The organism is Streptomyces sp. Edi4 (genome assembly GCF_040253615.1).
GTDB lineage: Bacteria > Actinomycetota > Actinomycetes > Streptomycetales > Streptomycetaceae > Streptomyces.
Window position 1 is genome coordinate 1,698,163 of sequence record NZ_JBEJGY010000004.1, and the last position, 19,974, is coordinate 1,718,136.

Sequence of the window (19,974 nt, forward strand, 5' to 3'; positions counted from 1 at the left end):
GCGTACGAGGAGAGGCTGGGTCCCCGTGGACACGCAGGGCGGGATCACCGTGCAGCGGGCGCTGGAGCTGCCGGGGCTGCGCGGCGGCCTGCCCGAGGTCGTCGCGGGCGCGGACCGGCTCCAGCGCACCGTGCGCTGGGTGCACGCGGGTGAGGTGCCCAACATCGCCTCGCTGCTCAAGGGCGGCGAGCTGCTGCTCACCACCGGCCTCGGCCTCGGCGCCCGCCCAGCCGAGCAGCGCGCCTTCGTGCGGCGCCTGGCGGACCGGGGCATCGCCGCCCTCGTCGTCGAGCTCGGCCCGCGCTTCGCCCGGCTGCCCGCCACCCTCGTGGAGACCGCGCGCGCGGCCGGGCTCCCGCTGGTCCAGCTGCACCGCGAGGTGCCGTTCGTCGCGGTGACCGAGGAGATCCACACCGAGATCGTCAACGGCCACTACGCCCTGCTGCAACGCGCCGAAGAAGTCCACCGGCGCTGCACGGGCGCACTGCTGGGCGGCGGCGGAATCCCCCAAGTCCTCGGCATCCTGGCCGACTTCACCGCCAACCCGGTCTTCCTCGAGACCCCCGACGGGCAGCTCCTGTACGCCGCGGGGTGCGAGGCGGGCGAGGCGGCCGCCGATCCGCTCCAGGTGTGGGAGGGGCTGCGCGGGCGGCGCGAGACCCGGGCGGAGGGGCCGCCGGTGGGCGCGGTCCTGGTGGACGTGCCGGGCGGCGGCCAGGGCGCCGGCGCGGTCCGGGCCCGGCTCGCGCTCCTCGCGGTCGGCCCACCGCTGCTCCCGGTGCACCGCATGGCCGCCGAGCGGGCGGCGGGCATCCTCGCGGTCGTGCTCATGCAGGCCCGTCAGGAGGAGGAGCTGGCCGCGCGCGGCCGGGGCGACTTCCTGACCGACCTCGCCGAGGGCCGCGTCACCCCCGACGACGCGCCCGGCCAGGCCAAGGTCCTCGGCTTCAGGCCCGGCGAGGGCCCGCTGCTCCCGGTGGTGATGCGGCTGGCCTCCGAGCTCTCCCCCACCGGCAACTGGGCCGTGCTGGCGCGGGCCGTGCTCGAAGAGCTGTCCTCGGTGGGCGTGCCCGTCCTGCTCGGCGTACGCCCCGTCGAGGGCCGGGTGCCGCTGCTGCTCGGCCTGCGCTCGGAGTCGGAGCGCACCGCGGTCGCCGACCGGGTCGCGGCGGCCCTGCGCGCCGGGGTCGAGCGGGCCGGGCTCAGGGGCGCGCGGGCCGGGACGCGACCGGTGGTCGTGGTGGGGGTGGCGGGCAGCTGGGCCGCGGCGGGCGCCGGCCTGCGCCACGCGGCGGAGACGGCGGCCGCGGCCCAGGGGCTGCCCGAGCGGCCCTGGTACGACGCCCGGCGCCTTGACATCGACCTGCTGCTGTGGCGGCTGCGCGAACACCCCGACCTCGCGGCGTTCGTGGAGCGCGCGATCGGCCCGCTCCAGGCCCACGACCATGCCGCGCGCCCGCCGCTGCTGCCCACCCTGGAGACCTACCTGGCGCACGCGGGCCGCAAGGCGGAGACCGCGCGCGAGCTGCACCTCAACCGGCAGACCCTCTACAACCGCCTCGCCCGCATCGCGGACCTCCTGGGCACCGACCTGGACGACCCGCAGACGGTGCTCGCCCTCTCCCTCGCCCTGCGGGCGCGCCGGCACGCGACCGGCTAGGACGCGCCGGGCCGCCCCTCAGGTACCCGTCAACTCGTCGTAGACGGCGAGCACTTGGGCGACGGTCTCGTCCTCGGTGGGCCAGCTCCCCGCCTGTACGCGCCCGGCATCGGCCAGCGCGCGGCGCGCCGAGGGGTCCCCGAGGAGGGCGACGACCGCGTCGGCCAGCGCCGCCGCGTCCCCGTACGGTACGAGCAGCGCCGCGTCCCCCACCAGCTCCGGCACCCCGCCCACGGCCGTGGCCACCAGCGGCACCCCCAGGCGCAGCGCCTCCTGGGCGAGCAGCGAGCGGGCCTCCCAGCGGCTGGGCAGCACCGCGATGTCGGCGGAGGCCAGCAGTTCGGTGATGTCATCGCGCCGGCCGACGAGTTTGACGGGCAGGGACTCCGCCTCGATACGCCGCCGCAGCGCACCCCGCTCGCGTCCTTCGCCCGCGATGACGAGCAGCGGCACCACATCGAGGTCGCGCCACACGCGCGCGGCGTCGAGCAGCACGTCGTAGCCCCGGTGCTCGACGAGGCTGCCCACCGCCATCAGCAACGGCCGGTCCACCGCGCCCAGTTCGGCCCGCGCCTTGTCGTGGGCGAGCCCGCTGGGCAGCCGGGGGGCGGGGACGGCGACGGCGGCGAGCCGGGCATCGCGCGCGCCGTGCCCCCGGGCCCGGTCGAGGAGTTCGGACGAGGTGGCGAGCACCACGGCCGCCGACCGCGAGACCCGGCGCTCGAGCAGGCGCAGCACGTGGCCCCGGGCCCCTTCGGCGTGGGCGCGCGTGTGCCAGGTGACGACCAGCGGCACGCCGCGCCGGCCGCTCAGGGCGAGCGCGGCCCGCACGGCCGCGTGCAGGCCGTGCGCGTGGACCACGTCGGCGTCGGCGCACGCGGTGCGCAGCGCGCCCACCGCCGCCGGGTCGCCGCGCCGCGCCACCGGCACGAACAGGGCGCCGGCGCCGGGGAAGTCGTAGTCCCGCTCAAGGGCGGCCGGGGCGCAGACGGTGACGCGTACGCCCCGGGCGACCAGGCCGGCCGTGAGCGACCTGACGTGCGCGCTGCTGCCCGCGCTGCCGCCGCCCAGCACTTGGACCGTACGCAGCTGTGTCACGTGAACAGGCTCCCGGAGCGGGGGTCGATGATTCCCGGCCAAGGATGCCAGTCCGTACGGGCGTTCCGGGCCCGGCCGGGGGTTCTCGCCGCGCCGCACCACGAAGACGCCCACGCCGGACCACCCCCACGGGTGAACCCCGAGCGCGCAGTTCCCCGCGCCCCTGACAGGTCCATGCTGGCCCACACCGGCATAGTCAGCCCGTCATGGGGGTCCCCCCTGGCCCTTAAGGCCTTGGGGGAGTTTGAGGACGAAGCCCTTCAGGCCGGGCGGAGTCTGGGGCGGAGCCCCAGGGGCCCCGGCTGCGCGCAGTTCCCCGCGCCCCTGGCAGGGCTTGTGCTGGCCCGCATGGGCACCCTCAGCCCGTCCGGCGTTTGAGGACAGGCCTGGGGCGGCGCCCCAGGGGCCCCGGCTGCGGGCCGTGCGTGGCTGGGCGCGCAGTTCCCCGCGCCCCTGAGCATCCGGCGCCGGCCCGGACCGGCAACTTCAGCCCGTCCGGCGATTGAGGACGAGCGCTTTCGGCGCGAACGGGGTCTGGGGCGGATCCCCAGGGGGCCCGGCTGCGCGCAGTTCCCCGCGCCCCTGGCAGGGCTTGTGCTGGCCCGCATGGGCATACCCAGCCCGTCCGGCGTTTGAGGACGAGGCCCTTCAGGCCGAACGGGGTCTGGGGCGGAGCCCCAGGGGGCCCGGGTCAGCCGTCCGCGCGGGCGGTGGCCAGCAGCTCCTCCGCATGCGCCCTGGCCGTCTCGGAGTCCTCCTGCCCGGCCAGCATGCGCGACAGCTCCCGCACGCGGTCCTCGCCCTCCAGGACGGTGACCCCGGACCGGGTGACCGAGCCGTCGTTGGTCTTCTCCACCAGGAGCTGCCGGTCGGCGAACGCCGCCACCTGCGGCAGGTGGGTGACCACGACGACCTGCGCCGACTTGGCGAGCTTGGCGAGCCTGCGGCCGATCTCGACCGCCGCCTTGCCGCCGACGCCCGCGTCGACCTCGTCGAAGAGGTAGGTCGGCACGGGATCGGTGCCCGCGAAGACGACCTCCACGGCGAGCATCACCCGGGAGAGCTCACCGCCGGAGGCGCCCTTGGCGATGGGCCGGGGCGGCGCACCCGGGTGCGGCGCGAGCAGCAGCTCGACCTCGTCGGCGCCGGTCGGCCCGTACGCCACGGTCCGCCCGCCCACCTCCACGCCCTCGGGATCCTCGCTCTGGCCCACCGCGAACGACACCCGCGCGTGCGGCATCGCCAGCGAGGCGAGCTCGGCGGTGACGGCCTCGGCGAACCGGGCCGCCGCCTCGGTGCGGGCGTCGGTCAACTCCTGTGCCAGGACGGACAGTTCATCGCGCAGGCCGTCCCGCTCGGCGGTGAGCTGATCGATCCGGTCGTCGTCCCCGTCGAGTTCGGTCAGGCGCGCCGCGGCCTCCTGCGACCAGGCGAGCACGGCCGCGATGTCCTCGCCGTACTTGCGGGTCAGGGCGGTCAGCGCGGCCCGGCGCTCCTCCACGGCGGCCAGCCGCAGCGGGTCGGCGTCCAGATCGTCGGCGTATCCGGCGAGTTCGCCCGCCACGTCGCCGAGCAGGATCGCCACCTCGCCGATGCGTTCGGCCAGCGCCGCGAGGGCGGGGTCGTGGGCGCGCACGGCGTCCAGGGCCCGGTGGGCACCGGCCACCAGCGTCGTGGCGTCCACGCTCTCCGGGTCCTCGGGGTTGCCGGCCAGCGCGGCGTGCGAGACGGCGGCGGCCGAGGCGAGCGCTTCGGCGTGCCCGAGCCGTTCGGCCTCCGCCGCGAGCTCGGCGTCCTCACCGGGCAGCGGCTCGACGGCGGCGATCTCGTCGAGCCCGAAGCGCAGCAGATCGGCCTCCTGGGCCCGCTCGCGCGCCCGTGTGGTCAGCTCCTCCAGCTCCACGGCGACAGCCCGCAGCCGCCGGTAGGCACCGGCGTACTTGGCCAGCGGGCCCGCCACCGCCTCCCCCGCGTACCGGTCGAGCGCTTCGCGCTGCCGGGCCGGACGCAGCAGGCCCTGCTGGTCGGTCTGACCGTGCACCGCGACGAGTTCGTCGGCGAGTTCGGCGAGCATCCCGACCGGCACCGACCGCCCGCCGAGGTACGCCCGTGAGCGGCCCTCCGCCGAAACGGTACGGCTCACGAGCAGCGCGCCGTCGTCCAGCTCGGCGCCCGCCTCTTCGGCCCGCAGCACCGCCGAGCTGCCGGGCCGCAGCGCGATCCGGCCCTCGACGACCGCCGCCTTGGCGCCGATCCGCACGAGCGCGGGATCGGCACGGCCGCCGAGCAGCAGCCCCAGGCTGGTGACGACCATGGTCTTGCCCGCGCCGGTCTCGCCGGTCACCGCGGTGAAACCGGGTGACAGCTCCACGACTGCGTCGTCGATGACCCCGAGCGACCGTATCCGCATCTCCTCCAACACGGACACGACCTTACGAGGTCCTGGGCCCTGTGTGCGACGTGCCCCGTGCCGTCACCCTCTCGGGGAGCCCGAACGGGGAGCCCGAACCGTCCCCCTGAGCACGGGAGCGGCCCGGGCCGTCCGCCGCGACCTCGGTGGTCAGTGCGGCGCCCCGCGCCACCCCTGGACCGGCAGGGCGAACTTGGCGACCAGCCGGTCGGTGAAGGAGGCGTGGTGCAGCCGCGCGAGGCGGACCGGCACGGCCCCGCGCCGCACCTCCACCCGCGCCCCCGCCGGCAGTTCCACCGTGCGGCGCCCGTCGCACCACAGCACCCCGTGCGGCGTGTGCGGCTGCACCTCGACCGCGAGCACCGACGTGGGCGAGGTGACCAGCGGCTTGGCGAACAGCGCGTGCGCGCTGATCGGCACCATGAGCAGCGCCTCGACCTCGGGCCACACCACAGGACCGCCCGCCGAGAAGGCGTACGCGGTCGAGCCGGTCGGGGTGGCGCAGACGATGCCGTCGCAGCCGAACCCGGTCACCGGACGGCCGTCGATCTCCAGGACGACTTCCAGCATCCGCTCGGGTGAGACCTTCTGGACGGCCGCCTCGTTCAGGGCCCAGTCCTTGTGCACCACGTCGCCGTTGTTGTGCACGAGGACATCGAGGGTCATCCGCTCCTCGACCTCATAGGCACGCGTCACGACCCGGTCGACGACCTTGTCGAGGTCGTCGCGCTCGGCCTCCGCGAGGAAGCCCACGCGGCCGAGGTTGACGCCGAGCATGGGAACACCCGACGCCCTGGCGAGTTCGGCGCCGCGCAGCAGGGTGCCGTCGCCGCCGAGGACGATCAGGAGTTCGCAGTCGTCAAGGCACTCGGGGTTGGCGTCCTCGACGATCTCCGGCTCGGCGGGCAGCGGCAGGTCCGCCGCCTCCGCCCGCAGGACACGCACCCCGATGCCGCTGCGCAGCAGGCCCCGTACGACCAGCTCCGCGCTGCGGATGGCCGCGGGTCTTCCGGTGTGGGCGAGCAGGAACACGGTACGCGCGGGCGCGCGGTCCTTCGAACCGTTCTCCGGGCTGTTCTCCGACGAGCTCAACGGGGTCCCTCCGCCACTGCGCGCTCCACGTCCGCGGGATCGAGCGCGGGCGCCCCGGCCCGCAGCCACAGAAAGTACTCGACGTTGCCCGAGGGGCCCGGCAGCGGGCTCGCGGTCACGCCGACCACCCCGAGGCCAAGCGCGGCCGCCTGCGCCGCCACCGTCCGCACCGTCTCGGCGCGCAGCTCGGGGCTGCGTACGACGCCGCCGCTGCCGAGCCGTTCCTTGCCGATCTCGAACTGCGGCTTGACCATGAGGACCAGGTCAGCGTCCGGCGCCGAGCAGCGCACGAGCGCGGGCAGCACCAGGCCGAGCGCGATGAAGGAGAGGTCGCCCACGACGAGGTCGGCGGGCTGTCCGTCCAGGTCGTCCAGCGTCAACTCGCGTACGTTCGTACGGTCCTTCACGGTGACCCGGTCATCGCTCTGCAAGGACCAGGCGAGCTGTCCGTAACCCACGTCGACGGCGACGACATGGCCGGCTCCGGCGCGCAGCAGCACATCGGTGAAGCCGCCCGTCGAGGCGCCGGCGTCGAGCGCGCGGCGCCCCTGGATCTTGAGGCCCAGCGGCACGAAGGCCTCGAACGCCCCCGCCAGTTTGTGCCCGCCGCGCGAGACGTAGTCGGGATCGCTGTCGTCGTCCACGACCACGATCGCGGCGGCGGTCTCGACCTGGGTGGCGGATTTGGTGGCGACGGTCTTGCCGACGCTCACCCGACCCGCGGCGATCAGCTGGGCGGCGTGCTCCCGCGACCGCGCGAGTTTCCGGCGCACCAGCTCGGCGTCGAGGCGGCGGCGTGCCACTCCTGCCACGTTCGGTTCAGCTCCTGTGGTCGTAGTTGGTCGACGGCCCCGTCGGCCGCCCGGGACGCTGGTCCGCCAACGGCCGGGCCGCCCCTGGGGTTCCCGGCGCGGGAGCGTCCAACGCGCTCAGCGCGTCGCGCAGCCCGCCGTGTACATCCTCGTACACCTCCAGGTGCCCCTCGGTACCGAGGTGGTCGACGTCCCCGAGCCGCTGGACGAGCGCGTCGACCCCGGCGTGCCCGGTGCGGTCGCGAGCCACGCCGAGCGGCAGCGGCGCGTCCTCGGTCCGCACCCCGGATTCGGCCACGGGCTGCCCCTGGGGGCCCGGCATCAGGTCGCTCATGCCACGACGCTACCGCGAAGCCCTGGGGTACGGTCGGTGACGATGGCGACCTTGGAGGAGTGCCGCCGCGCACTCGGCAAACTTTCGGACAATCTGGCCCGGGCGCAGGGCGACGTGCGGGCGGCGGCCGCGCTGGACCGCTCGCTGAGCTGCCACGTCACGGATCTGGATACCACGTTCGTGGGCCGTCTCAGGGACGGCCGCGTCGAGGTGGACGACACGGTGGTGGGGGCGCCCCGGGAGAAGGCGCAGATCCGTCTCGCGATGACGGGGGACGATCTGGTGGCGATGGTGGGCGGCGACCTGAACTTCGCGAAGGCGTGGGCATCGGGCAGAGTCCGCCTGGAGGCCCCCTTCCTAGACCTCCTCCGCCTCCGAACCCTCCTCTGACCCCACCCCGTCGGGGCGCTTTGACGGGTGCGGCCCGTACGACCTGTTCGCGCAGTTCCCCGCGCCCCTGACAGGGCAGGTGCCGACCCCTGTGCGCATGCCCAGCCGATCCGGCACTTGAGGACGAGGCCGCTCAGACCGAACCGGGCCTGGGGCGAAGCCCCAGGGACCCGGGCTGGGCGCAGTTCCCCGCGCCCCTGACAGGGGCAGGTGCTGACCCCTGTGCGCATGCCCAGCCGATCCGGCACTTCAGGACGAGGCCGCTCAGGCCGAACGGGGCCTGGGGCGAAGCCCCAGGGACCCCGGCTGGGCGCAGTTCCCCGCGCCCCTGACAGGGGCAGGTGCTGACCCCTGTGCGCATGCCCAGCCGGCCCGGCACTTCAGGACGAGGCCGCTCAGACCGAACCGGGCCTGGGGCGAAGCCCCAGGGACCCCGGCTGGGCGCAGTTCCCCGCGCCCCTGACAGGGGCAGGTGCTGACCCCTGTGCGCATGCCCAGCCGATCCGGCACTTCAGGACGAGGCCGCTCAGACCGAACCGGGCCTGGGGCGAAGCCCCAGGGACCCCGGCTGGGCGCAGTTCCCCGCGCCCCTTGGCGGGGTCGACGCCGGCCCGCGCCGGCATACCCGGCCCTCGAAACCCCCGGCGGAGCCTCCCGCGTTCACCCCCGGCGGGTTTGGGGAAGGGGCGGGGTGGGGGACGACCGACGCCGGGCCACCGGCACCACCAGCGGCGTCCCCGTCTCAGGATCAGCGATCACCTGACACCGCACCTGGAACACCCGCTCCACCAGCTCCGCCGTGACCACCGAGGAGGGCGGCCCCTCAGCCACCACCTCCCCGTCCCTCATGGCAATGAGATGCGTGGCATACCGAGCCGCCTGGTTGAGGTCGTGCAGCACCGCGACCAGCGTCCGCCCCTGCTCCTCATGGAGCTGCGCACACAGATCCAGCACCTCGAACTGGTGCTGGATGTCCAGAAACGTCGTCGGCTCGTCGAGCAGCAGCAGCGGCGTCTGCTGCGCCAGCGCCATCGCGATCCAGACCCGCTGCCGCTGCCCGCCGGACAACTCGTCGACGTACCGCTCCCCGAGCCCCCCGACCCCCGTCGCGTCCATGGACTCCTGGACGATCCGCTCGTCCTCGGGCGACCACTGCCGCAACAGCCCCTGGTGGGGGTAGCGCCCGCGCGCCACGAGGTCCCCCACCGTGATCCCGTCCGGCGCGATGGAGGACTGCGGCAGCAACCCGAGCGTCCGTGCCACCTTCTTCGCGGGCAGCGAGTGGATGGACTGCCCATCGAGCAGCACCCGTCCCCGACTCGGCTTGAGCATCCGCGACAGCGCCCGCAGCAGCGTGGACTTGCCGCACGCGTTGGGCCCGACGATCACCGTGAAGGAGTGGTCCGGGATCTCGACCGACAGGTCCTTGGCGATGACTCGCTGGTCATAGCCGAGGGTGACCGACTCGGCACTGAGGCGTCGCATGCTCGTACTCCTGCTGAAGGGTCCGGATTCCGTAAGGGAGTCAAGGGAGTTGGGGGTATGGAGGGAGCCAAGGGAGCCGGCGGCGGCCGCCGCGGCACGCGCGCTCATATCCGCCCCGCCCTGCGCTCGGTGACGAGCAGCCACAGCAGGTAGACGCCGCCGACCATCCCGGTCAGCACCCCCACCGGCAGCGCGCTCCCGCCGAACAGCCGCTGCGCGCCCCAGTCCGCGACGACCAGGAGCGCCGCGCCCATGAAGGCGGAGGCGCAGACGTTGGGCCCGGCGGCGCGGGTCAGGCGCCGGGCCAGCTGCGGCGCGGTCAGCGCGACGAAGGCGATGGGCCCGGCGGCCGCGGTGGCCGAGGCACTGAGGAGCACCGCGCTGAGCATCAGGACGGTACGGGTCCGCTGCACCGGCACGCCCAGCGCGTACGCCGCGTCGTCGCCCATCTCCAGCATCCGCAGCGGCCGCGCGTAGGTGAGCACCACCGGCAGGAGCACCACGAACAGCACGAGCAGCGGCCAGACCTGCGCCCAGTCGCGTCCGTCGAGGGAGCCGGTGAGCCACACCATCGAACGGGCGGCGTCGACCAGGGTCGACTTGGTGAGCAGATAGTGGATGGCGGCGGTGAGCATCGCGGCGGCGCCGATGCCGACCAGCACGAGCCGGTAGCCGTGCACGCCCTTCTTCCATGCCAGCAGATAGACGGCGACACCCGTCGCGAGCCCGCCGGCGAGTGCGCCGAGCGAGACCGCGAACGCGCCGCCGTGGAAGAACACGATGACGGTGAGCGCGCCCACCGATGAGCCCTGCCCGAAGCCGATGACGTCCGGACTGCCCAGCGGATTGCGGGAGATGGACTGGAAGAGCGCCCCGGAGATGCCGAGCGAGGCCCCCACCAGGAGCGCCACCAGGACGCGCGGCAGCCGCAGTTCGTTGATGATGAAGTCCTGGGCGGGCGTGCCCGATCCGAGCAGGCTTCGTACGACGTCGGCGGGCGGGATCGTGAAGTCGCCGGTGCCGATGAGGACGACGGCCGCGGCGAGCGCCAGCACCGCGAGGGCGCCGATCACGGCCAGGGCGCGTGGCTCAGCCCGGAAGGAGAGGCCGCCGGGGGTACGTATCGCCTTCACAGCTGGGCCATCCTCTTGCGCCGTACGAGATGGATGAAGACGGGTCCGCCGATGAGCGCGGTGACGATGCCGACCTGGAGTTCTGCGGGCCGTGTGACGACGCGCCCGACGACGTCGGAGCCGAGCAGCAGCAGCGGCGAGAGCACGGCCGCGTACGGCAGGATCCACCGCAGGTCGGGCCCGGTGATGGCGCGCGCGATGTGCGGGACCATGAGCCCGATGAACACGATGGGCCCGCAGGCAGCGGTCGCGGCCCCGCACAGCAACGTGATGACGACCATCGACGTGACACGGGTACGGGTGAGACGGGCGCCGAGCGCGCGGGCGGTGTCGTCGCCCATGGCCATCGCGTTGAGCGGCCGGGCGAGCAGCAGCGCGACGAGGAGTCCCACGAGGATGAACGGCGCGACCCTGCGCACGGTCGCCATGTCCGCCGACGCGAGCGAGCCGACCTGCCAGAACCGGAGCTGGTTGAGGGCGGCGGAGTCGGTGAGCTGGACGGCGTTGATGTAGCCGTAGAGCGCGGCGCTGGCGGCCGTTCCCGCGAGCGCGAGCCGTACGGGCGTCGCGGCCCGGCTGCCGCCGAGGACATACACCGCCGCCGACACGACCCCCGCGCCGAGGAACGCGAACCACACATACCCGGTGAGGGAGTTGACGCCGAGGAAGCTGATCGCGGAGACCACGGCGGCGGCCGCCCCGGCGTTGACGCCGAGGATGCCGGGCTCGGCGAGCGGGTTGCGGGTGAGCGCCTGCATGACCGCGCCGGCGAGCCCGAGCGCGGCCCCCACCAGCAGCCCGAGCAGCGTCCTTGGCACCCGGACGTCGTGGATGAGGACGTCGTTGGCGGTGCCCGAACCGTGGAAGAGGCCGTGCCAGACGTCGCCGAGCGGCATCGGTTTCGCGCCGATCGCGATGCTGGCGAGCGCGACGAGCGCCAGGGCGCCCACGGACACGAACAGACCGGCCGCGCGCAGCGTACGGCGTCTGGCGGTCGGGGCCGGGGGCGCGGAGGTGGTCCGGTCGCGCGGCTGAGGAGGACTGTCTACCAACACGCAGGTTAGGTTAGCCTACCCTGCACTCCGATGGCTGCTCCCCCGGCGGAGCCTCAGAGACCCAGTCGCCCCAGGACCTTCGCCGCGTCCAGTTCGCACGCCCCGTCCCCGGCATGGTTCCAGGCCGCCGCGCACAGCGCCCGCAGTCCATCCATCGCCTCCCCCTCGCCGTCGAGCGCAAACTCGCCTTCGGTGACGGACGCGGTCCACCCGCCGCACCCGAACTCACCCCTGCCCTCGGTCACTTCGGGCTGCCCGGTCAGCAAGCCGCGCAGATCCGCGTCGACATAAGTGGGCCGGTGCTCGGGCCGGGCGGCGAGCAGCTGGGCGCCGTCCGTCACGCCGGTCAGCACGAGCAGCGAGTCGACACCGCCGTTGAAGGCACCCTCGATGTCCGTGTCGAGCCGGTCCCCCACGACCAGCGGCCGCTCGGCGCCGGTCCGCAGCACCGTCTCGCGATGCATCGGCGGCAGCGGTTTTCCGGCCACCTGGGGATCGGCGCCGGTGGCGATGCGGACGACCTCGACCGCCGCGCCGTTGCCGGGCGCGATCCCCCGCCCGCTCGGAATCGTCAAGTCGACATTGGACGCGAACCACGGCAGCCCCCGGGCCACCGCGTACGAGGCCTCCGCGAGCCGGGACCAGGTCAGGTCCGGACCCCCATACCCCTGCACCACCGCGACCGGATCGTCGTCGGCCGACTCCACCGGGACGAGCCCGCGCTCGGTCAGCGCGACCCGCAGCCCCTCGCCGCCGATGAGCAACACCCGCGATCCCTTGGGAAGTTGGTCGGACATGAGCCGCGCGACCGCCTGCGCAGAGGTGATCACATCGGACGCTTCCGCCGGCACCCCGAGCTCCGTCAGATGCTCGGCGACCGCATCCGGCGTACGCAGCGCGTTGTTCGTCACGTACGCCAGGTGCATCCCGCCGTCCCGCGCCGTCGCGAGCGCGTCGACGGCGTGCGCGATGGCCGCGCCGCCCGCGTAGACGACCCCGTCCAGATCCAGCAGAGCCGTGTCGTACGCCTCGTTCAGCGCCCGCGCGCTCCCACTCGGCTTGATTCGGCCGGTCTGGCTCATCTTCATCCACTCCTCGATCGATGCCCTGCCCCCGATCATCGCGCATGCCCGCACCCCACATACCATGCACGGATGAGCACAACTGGGCGTGCGGACTCCGGGCTGCTCCTGATCCCCTTCCGCGGACTGCGCTATGTTCCCGAGCGGGTGGGCAGCCTCGCTGCCGTGACCTCACCGCCGTACGACGTGGTGGTGCGCCCCGACGGGCTGCTGCACCTGGAGTCGGCGGACCCCTACAACATCGTCCGGCTGATCCTTCCGCAGGCCGCCTCCCCGGCCGCCCGCAACCAGCAGGCCGCCCTGACGCTGGACGACTGGCTCGAGGAGGGCGTGCTCGCCGCGGACCCCGAACCCGCTCTGTACGTCTACGAGCAGGAGGGCGACGGCATCCTCCAGCGCGGCCTCATCGGCGCGCTCGCCCTGTCGGAACCGGCCGAGGGCGTCGTCCTGCCGCACGAGGACGTCATGCCGCATGTCGTCGAGGACCGCGCGGCCCTCATGCGCACCACCGCCGCCCACCTGGAACCCCTGCTCCTGACCTACCGCGGCAACGGCCCCGAGCACGGCGCGACCGCCGTCATCGAGCGCGCCATCGAGCGCGAGCCGCTGCTGCGCACCACCACGGAGGACGGTTTCAGCCACCGTCTGTGGGCCCTGACGGATCCGGCCGATCTCACGGAGGTCCAGGCCGACCTCGCCGCCCACCAGGCGGTCATCGCCGACGGCCACCACCGCTGGGCCACCTACCTGCGCCTGCGCGACGAGCACACCTCGCCGGGCCCCTGGGACTTCGGCCTGGTCCTGCTCGTGGACACCGCCCGCTACCCGCTGCGGGTCCGCTCGATCCACCGCCTGCTGCACCGCCTGCCGGTGGCCAAGGCCCTCGCCGCAGTCACCGCGTCCGGCGCCTTCCGCGTCCGCACCCTGGACGTGCCCCTCGCCGAGGCGATGGAAGAGCTCGGCCGGGCCGCCGCCGAGAGCAACGCGTTCCTGCTCGCGGGCGACGGCGGCTTCCACCTGGTGGACCGCCCGGACGAGGCGCTGCTGGCCCGCACGATCCGCGCCGACCGACCGCCGGCCTGGCGCTCGCTCGACGCGACGGTCCTGCACTCGACCCTGCTCGACGACATCTGGCGCATCCCCGACACACCGGAGGAGATCGCCTACATCCACGACACGGGCGCGGCGGTCGAGCAGGCGGAGCGCCACGGCAAGACGGCGGTCCTGATGCACCCGGTCCGCGAGGAAGTCGTACGGGATCTGGCCCGCCAGGGCGTCACGATGCCCCGCAAGTCGACGTCCTTCGGCCCGAAGCCGGCCACCGGCCTGGTGCTGCGCAGCCTGACCGTGAACTGACGCGCGCGAACTGACGCGCGTGGACTGACGCGCGCGAACCGAGGTGCGTCTGATCTTCCCGGCGGAGCACGAAAAAGGAGGCGGTACCCCTCGCGGGGTACCGCCTCCTTCCCTTCACCGCTCAGCCATCACAGGCGGTGGGAGCGCGACATCAGGCGTCCGTGCCCTTGTCCTTCTCCGGGGCCGGGGCCGGGGCGGCCTCGTCCTTCACGGGCTCGACCGGGGCAGCGTCGGCGCTCTCGGCGTCGGCGTCGGCGTCGGCGGTGTCGGCGGTGTCGGCGGTGTCGGCATCGGCGGTCTCGGCGGCGCGCACGACATCGGAGTCGTCGCCCTCGAACTCGTCCTCTTCCTCACCCTCGTCGTCGAAGTCGGGGTCCTGCGGCAGGTCCACGTCCTGCACGCGCTCCTCGCGGGGCGCGTGGGCGTCCGGCTCGGCCTCGTCCTCGTCCTCGACCATGGCGTCGACGAAGTCGACACCGTCGAGCTCGGCGAGGCGGTCGGACGCGTCGGTCGTGCCGTCCTTGTCCGCCTCAAGCGCCTTGGCGAACCACTCGCGCGCCTCGTCCTCCCGCTTGGCCGAGAGCAGCGCGTCGGCGTACGCGTACCGCAGGCGCGCGGTCCACGGCTGGACGGAGTTCGACGCGAGCTCGGGGCTCTGAAGGGTCACGATGGCGGCGTCGAGCTGCCCCATGTCCCGGCGCGCACCGGCCGCGACGAGACGCATCTCGACCTGCCCGGGCTTGTCGAGCTTCTGCACCTCGGGCTCGCCGGCCATCGCCAGCGCCCGCTCGGGACGCCCGAGCCCACGCTCACAGTCGGCCATGACGGGCCACAGCTCCACGGACCCGGTCATGCGACGCGCGGCGCGGAACTCGGCCAGCGCCTCGGAGTACTTCTGAGTGGCGTACGCGGCGAAGCCCGCGGCCTCGCGCACGGCCGCCACTCGGGAGGCGAGCCGCAGCGCGATGCGGGAGTACGCGTACGCCCGCTCGGGCTCGTCGTCGATGAGCCGCGCCACCATCACCAGGTTGCAGGCGACCTCTTCGGCGAGGCCCTTGGGCAGACTCATCAACTCCTGCCGGACGCTCTCGTCGATCTCGTTGCCGGTGACGTCCTCGTCGATCGGCAGCCGCTTGACGGGCTCACGGTCGCGGTCCCGGTCGCGGTCGTCACGGCGCCCGTAGCCACCGCGGTCGTCCCGGCCCCGGTCGCCCCGGTCGTCACGGCGGTCGTCGCGCCCACGGTACCCACCGCGGTCGCCCCGGTCGTCACGCCGGAACCCGCCACGGTCGTCATCACGGCGCGGGGCCGGACGGTCATCACGGCGGAACCCACCGCGCTCGTCGTCGCGGCGAGGAGCCGGACGATCGTCGCGCCGGAACCCACCGCGCTCGTCATCGCGACGCGGGGCGGGACGGTCATCACGGCGCCCGTACGAGCTGCCACCACCGGCCGGGCGACCACCACGGTCGTCATCACGACGCGGAGCCGGACGGTCGTCGCGCCGGAAACCACCCCGGTCATCATCGCGGCGCGGAGCCGGACGATCGTCACGACGGCCGTAAGAAGCGCCGCCTCCACGATTGTCATCGCGACGACCGTAGGAGCCGCCACCGCCGGAGGCCCCACCACGGTTGTCGTCACGACGGAACCCACCGCGGTCGTCGTCACGGCGCGGGGCGGGACGGTCATCACGACGCCCGTACGAGCTGCCACCGCCGGCCGGGCGACCACCACGGTCGTCATCACGACGCGGAGCCGGACGATCGTCACGACGGCCGTACGAGCTGCCGCCACCACGATTGTCATCGCGCCGGAACCCACCACGGTCGTCATCACGACGCGGAGCCGGACGCTCATCACGACGGAACCCACCGCGGTCATCGTCACGACGCGGGGCGGGACGGTCATCACGACGCCCGTACGAGCTGCCGCCACCACGATTGTCATCGCGACGACCGTAGGAGCTGCCACCACCGGACGCCCCACCACGGTTGTCGTCACGACGGAAGCCGCCGCCACCACCGCCACGGTTGTCGTCACGCCGGAACCCACCACGGTCGTCATCACGACGCGGAACCGGACGGTCATCACGACGGAACCCACCGCGGTCATCGTCACGACGCGGGGCGGGACGGTCATCACGACGCCCGTACGAGCTGCCGCCACCACGATTGTCATCGCGACGACCGTAGGAGCTGCCACCACCGGACGCCCCACCACGGTTGTCGTCACGACGGAAGCCGCCGCCACCACCGCCACGGTTGTCGTCACGCCGGAACCCACCACGGTCGTCATCACGACGCGGAGCGGGACGGTCATCACGACGCCCGTACGAGCTGCCACCGCCGGCCGGGCGAGCACCACGGTCGTCGCGACGGGGGTAACCGCCGCCGGAGGAACCACCACGACTGTCGTCACGACGCGCGCCGGAGCCACCACGGTCGTTGTCACGACGCGGGCCGCGGTCGTCTCGACCACCGCGGTAGCCGCCCCGGTCGCCACCGTCCTGACGGCGCGGCTCGCGCTCCGGACGGTCGTCGGGAGAGTTGGTGGACATCGTGACTCCTAGTCTTCGGGTACTACAGTCATTCTCGCGCAGTCGGCTGCCCGACGCGCTTCGGCAAAACAAAGCAGAAAAACAAAAGGACCCTTGGTCCCAGCGTGAACGCTGGGACCAAGGGTCCTGAAATATTGTTCGGCGGCGTCCTACTCTCCCACAGGGTCCCCCCTGCAGTACCATCGGCGCTGAAAGGCTTAGCTTCCGGGTTCGGAATGTAACCGGGCGTTTCCCTAACGCTATGACCACCGAAACCCTATCGGTTTCGAGCGAACAAGCACACTTTTTAGTTAAGTGGGTTCTGCTCAACCAGCAACTGTTCGTTGCTTCAGAACAAACACAGTGGACGCGAGCAACTGAGGACAAGCCCTCGGCCTATTAGTACCAGTCAGCTCCACCCGTTACCGGGCTTCCACATCTGGCCTATCAACCCAGTCGTCTACTGGGAGCCTTACCCTCTCAAGGAGGTGGGAACACTCATCTCGAAGCAGGCTTCCCGCTTAGATGCTTTCAGCGGTTATCCTTTCCGAACGTAGCCAACCAGCCATGCCCTTGGCAGGACAACTGGCACACCAGAGGTTCGTCCGTCCCGGTCCTCTCGTACTAGGGACAGCCCTTCTCAATGTTCCTGCGCGCGCAGCGGATAGGGACCGAACTGTCTCACGACGTTCTAAACCCAGCTCGCGTACCGCTTTAATGGGCGAACAGCCCAACCCTTGGGACCGACTCCAGCCCCAGGATGCGACGAGCCGACATCGAGGTGCCAAACCATCCCGTCGATATGGACTCTTGGGGAAGATCAGCCTGTTATCCCCGGGGTACCTTTTATCCGTTGAGCGACGGCGCTTCCACAAGCCACCGCCGGATCACTAGTCCCGACTTTCGTCCCTGCTCGACCCGTCGGTCTCACAGTCAAGCTCCCTTGTGCACTTACACTCAACACCTGATTGCCAACCAGGCTGAGGGAACCTTTGGGCGCCTCCGTTACTCTTTAGGAGGCAACCGCCCCAGTTAAACTACCCATCAGACACTGTCCCTGATCCGGATCACGGACCGAGGTTAGACATCCAGCACGACCAGAGTGGTATTTCAACGACGACTCCACAACCACTGGCGTGGCCGCTTCAAAGTCTCCCACCTATCCTACACAAGCCGAACCGAACACCAATATCAAACTGTAGTAAAGGTCCCGGGGTCTTTCCGTCCTGCTGCGCGAAACGAGCATCTTTACTCGTAGTGCAATTTCACCGGGCCTATGGTTGAGACAGTCGAGAAGTCGTTACGCCATTCGTGCAGGTCGGAACTTACCCGACAAGGAATTTCGCTACCTTAGGATGGTTATAGTTACCACCGCCGTTTACTGGCGCTTAAGTTCTCAGCTTCGCAACCCCGAAAGGTCACTAACCGGTCCCCTTAACGTTCCAGCACCGGGCAGGCGTCAGTCCGTATACATCGCCTTACGGCTTCGCACGGACCTGTGTTTTTAGTAAACAGTCGCTTCTCGCTGGTCTCTGCGGCCACCCCCAGCTCAGAGAGTAAATCTCATCACCGGTGATGGCCCCCCTTCTCCCGAAGTTACGGGGGCATTTTGCCGAGTTCCTTAACCATAGTTCACCCGAACGCCTCGGTATTCTCTACCTGACCACCTGAGTCGGTTTAGGGTACGGGCCGCCATGAAACTCGCTAGAGGCTTTTCTCGACAGCATAGGATCATCCACTTCACCACAATCGGCTCGGCATCAGGTCTCAGACTATATGTGCGACGGATTTGCCTACCGCACGTCCTACACCCTTACCCCGGGACAACCACCGCCCGGGCTGGACTACCTTCCTGCGTCACCCCATCGCTTACCTACTACCACCTTGGGTCAGCGGCTCCACCACTCCCCTCAACTCCGAAGAGATCAGGGCGGCTTCACGGCCTTAGCATTAATGGATTCGATACTGGGCGTTTCAAAGCGGGTACCGGAATATCAACCGGTTGTCCATCGACTACGCCTGTCGGCCTCGCCTTAGGTCCCGACTTACCCTGGGCAGATCAGCTTGACCCAGGAACCCTTAGTCAATCGGCGCACACGTTTCTCACGTGTGTATCGCTACTCATGCCTGCATTCTCACTCGTGAACCGTCCACCACTAGCTTCCGCTGCGGCTTCACCCGGCACACGACGCTCCCCTACCCATCCCAGCAGGCGTTGGCCCTATATGCTGGAATGACACGACTTCGGCGGTACGCTTGAGCCCCGCTACATTGTCGGCGCGGAATCACTTGACCAGTGAGCTATTACGCACTCTTTCAAGGGTGGCTGCTTCTAAGCCAACCTCCTGGTTGTCTCTGCGACTCCACATCCTTTCCCACTTAGCGTACGCTTAGGGGCCTTAGTCGATGCTCTGGGCTGTTTCCCTCTCGACCATGGAGCTTATCCCCCACAGTCTCACTGCCGCGCTCTCACTTACCGGCATTCGGAGTTTGGCTAAGGTCAGTAACCCGGTAGGGCCCATCGCCTATCCAGTGCTCTACCTCCGGCAAGAAACACACGACGCTGCACCTAAATGCATTTCGGGGAGAACCAGCTATCACGGAGTTTGATTGGCCTTTCACCCCTAACCACAGGTCATCCCCCAGGTTTTCAACCCTGGTGGGTTCGGTCCTCCACGACCTCTTACAGCCGCTTCAACCTGCCCATGGCTAGATCACTCCGCTTCGGGTCTAGAGCGTGCAACTCAATCGCCCTATTCGGACTCGCTTTCGCTACGGCTTCCCCACACGGGTTAACCTCGCTACACACCGCTAACTCGCAGGCTCATTCTTCAAAAGGCACGCAGTCACGACTGTATGTGCAAGCACATACAGCGACGCTCCCACGGCTTGTAGGCACACGGTTTCAGGTACTATTTCACTCCGCTCCCGCGGTACTTTTCACCATTCCCTCACGGTACTATCCGCTATCGGTCACCAGGGAATATTTAGGCTTAGCGGGTGGTCCCGCCAGATTCACACGGGATTTCTCGGGCCCCGTGCTACTTGGGTGTCTCTCAAACGAGCCGTTGATGTTTCAGCTACGGGGGTCTTACCCTCTACGCCGGACCTTTCGCATGTCCTTCGCCTACACCAACGGTTTCTGACTCGCCTCACAGCCGGCAGACTGTGAAAGAGAGATCCCACAACCCCGCATGCGCAACCCCTGCCGGGTATCACACGCATACGGTTTGGCCTCATCCGGTTTCGCTCGCCACTACTCCCGGAATCACGGTTGTTTTCTCTTCCTGAGGGTACTGAGATGTTTCACTTCCCCTCGTTCCCTCCACATACCCTATGTGTTCAGGTATGGGTGACAGCCCATGACGACTGCCGGGTTTCCCCATTCGGAAACCCCCGGATCAAAGCCTGGTTGACGGCTCCCCGGGGACTATCGTGGCCTCCCACGTCCTTCATCGGTTCCTGGTGCCAAGGCATCCACCGTGCGCCCTTAAAAACTTGGCCACAGATGCTCGCGTCCACTGTGCA

The 19,974-nt window shown here is 70.8% G+C and carries 13 protein-coding genes, 2 rRNA genes and 1 pseudogene; 3 read left to right on the forward strand and 13 right to left on the reverse strand.

Annotated elements, in window-relative coordinates:
• Positions 1-25: 25 nt before the first annotated feature.
• Positions 26-1,660, forward strand: coding sequence for a PucR family transcriptional regulator (locus ABR738_RS09755; RefSeq protein ID WP_350229576.1), 1,635 nt, complete (start codon positions 26-28; stop codon positions 1,658-1,660).
• Between the two features lie 18 nt (positions 1,661-1,678).
• On the opposite strand, the gene ABR738_RS09760 is transcribed toward ABR738_RS09755, so the two are convergent.
• The 5 genes from ABR738_RS09760 to ABR738_RS09780 all read right to left on the reverse strand — a co-directional run bounded on the left by ABR738_RS09760 (position 1,679) and on the right by ABR738_RS09780 (position 7,406).
• Positions 1,679-2,758, reverse strand: coding sequence for a glycosyltransferase family 4 protein (locus ABR738_RS09760; RefSeq protein WP_350229577.1), 1,080 nt, complete (start codon positions 2,756-2,758; stop codon positions 1,679-1,681).
• 691 nt (positions 2,759-3,449) lie between these two features.
• Positions 3,450-5,168: a DNA repair protein RecN gene (gene recN, locus ABR738_RS09765; RefSeq protein ID WP_350234499.1), complete on the reverse strand. Its 1,719-nt coding sequence runs from the start codon at positions 5,166-5,168 to the stop codon at positions 3,450-3,452.
• Positions 5,169-5,318: 150 nt separating this feature from the next.
• Positions 5,319-6,260, reverse strand: a complete 942-nt coding sequence (locus tag ABR738_RS09770; protein ID WP_350229578.1) for an NAD kinase — start codon at positions 6,258-6,260, stop codon at positions 5,319-5,321.
• On the reverse strand, positions 6,257-7,072 hold the full coding sequence (locus ABR738_RS09775; RefSeq protein ID WP_350229579.1) for a TlyA family RNA methyltransferase: 816 nt from the start codon (positions 7,070-7,072) through the stop codon (positions 6,257-6,259). Before ABR738_RS09775 ends, ABR738_RS09770 begins: the two co-directional genes overlap by 4 nt.
• Before the next feature lie 7 nt (positions 7,073-7,079).
• Complete coding sequence (locus ABR738_RS09780) at positions 7,080-7,406, reverse strand: hypothetical protein (RefSeq protein ID WP_502964060.1); 327 nt, start codon at positions 7,404-7,406, stop codon at positions 7,080-7,082.
• 42 nt (positions 7,407-7,448) lie between these two features.
• Here ABR738_RS09780 and ABR738_RS09785 point away from each other — a divergent pair, with 42 nt between their 5' ends.
• Entirely contained in the window at positions 7,449-7,796 is a 348-nt protein-coding gene (locus ABR738_RS09785) for an SCP2 sterol-binding domain-containing protein (protein WP_350229580.1), read from the forward strand.
• A 660-nt stretch (positions 7,797-8,456) separates the two neighbouring features.
• Here the strand turns inward: ABR738_RS09785 and ABR738_RS09790 are convergent.
• The 4 genes from ABR738_RS09790 to ABR738_RS09805 all read right to left on the reverse strand — a co-directional run bounded on the left by ABR738_RS09790 (position 8,457) and on the right by ABR738_RS09805 (position 12,551).
• Positions 8,457-9,281: an ABC transporter ATP-binding protein gene (locus ABR738_RS09790; RefSeq protein ID WP_350229581.1), complete on the reverse strand. Its 825-nt coding sequence runs from the start codon at positions 9,279-9,281 to the stop codon at positions 8,457-8,459.
• A gap of 104 nt (positions 9,282-9,385) precedes the next feature.
• Positions 9,386-10,414: a FecCD family ABC transporter permease gene (locus ABR738_RS09795; RefSeq protein ID WP_350229582.1), complete on the reverse strand. Its 1,029-nt coding sequence runs from the start codon at positions 10,412-10,414 to the stop codon at positions 9,386-9,388.
• Positions 10,411-11,466, reverse strand: coding sequence for an iron chelate uptake ABC transporter family permease subunit (locus ABR738_RS09800; protein ID WP_502964215.1), 1,056 nt, complete (start codon positions 11,464-11,466; stop codon positions 10,411-10,413). The genes ABR738_RS09795 and ABR738_RS09800 overlap by 4 nt, the downstream gene beginning before the upstream one ends.
• Positions 11,467-11,522: 56 nt before the next feature.
• Positions 11,523-12,551 (reverse strand): HAD-IIA family hydrolase, encoded by a 1,029-nt coding sequence (locus ABR738_RS09805; RefSeq protein ID WP_350229584.1) that lies wholly within the window; start codon positions 12,549-12,551, stop codon positions 11,523-11,525.
• Positions 12,552-12,623: 72 nt separating this feature from the next.
• Between ABR738_RS09805 and ABR738_RS09810 the strand changes: the two genes are divergently transcribed.
• On the forward strand, positions 12,624-13,907 hold the full coding sequence (locus ABR738_RS09810; protein ID WP_350229585.1) for a DUF1015 domain-containing protein: 1,284 nt from the start codon (positions 12,624-12,626) through the stop codon (positions 13,905-13,907).
• 151 nt (positions 13,908-14,058) lie between these two features.
• On the opposite strand, the gene ABR738_RS09815 is transcribed toward ABR738_RS09810, so the two are convergent.
• From ABR738_RS09815 to ABR738_RS09830, 4 genes and pseudogenes are all read right to left on the reverse strand, one after another.
• Positions 14,059-14,976: a tetratricopeptide repeat protein gene (locus ABR738_RS09815; RefSeq protein ID WP_350234502.1), complete on the reverse strand. Its 918-nt coding sequence runs from the start codon at positions 14,974-14,976 to the stop codon at positions 14,059-14,061.
• A gap of 597 nt (positions 14,977-15,573) precedes the next feature.
• Positions 15,574-16,332 (reverse strand): annotated as a pseudogene (locus tag ABR738_RS09820) (hypothetical protein); the annotation flags it as partial.
• Between the two features lie 271 nt (positions 16,333-16,603).
• Positions 16,604-16,720 (reverse strand): 5S ribosomal RNA (gene rrf / locus ABR738_RS09825).
• Positions 16,721-16,825: 105 nt separating this feature from the next.
• Positions 16,826-19,950: ribosomal RNA gene (locus ABR738_RS09830) — 23S ribosomal RNA — on the reverse strand.
• Between the last annotated feature and the right edge of the window lie 24 nt (positions 19,951-19,974).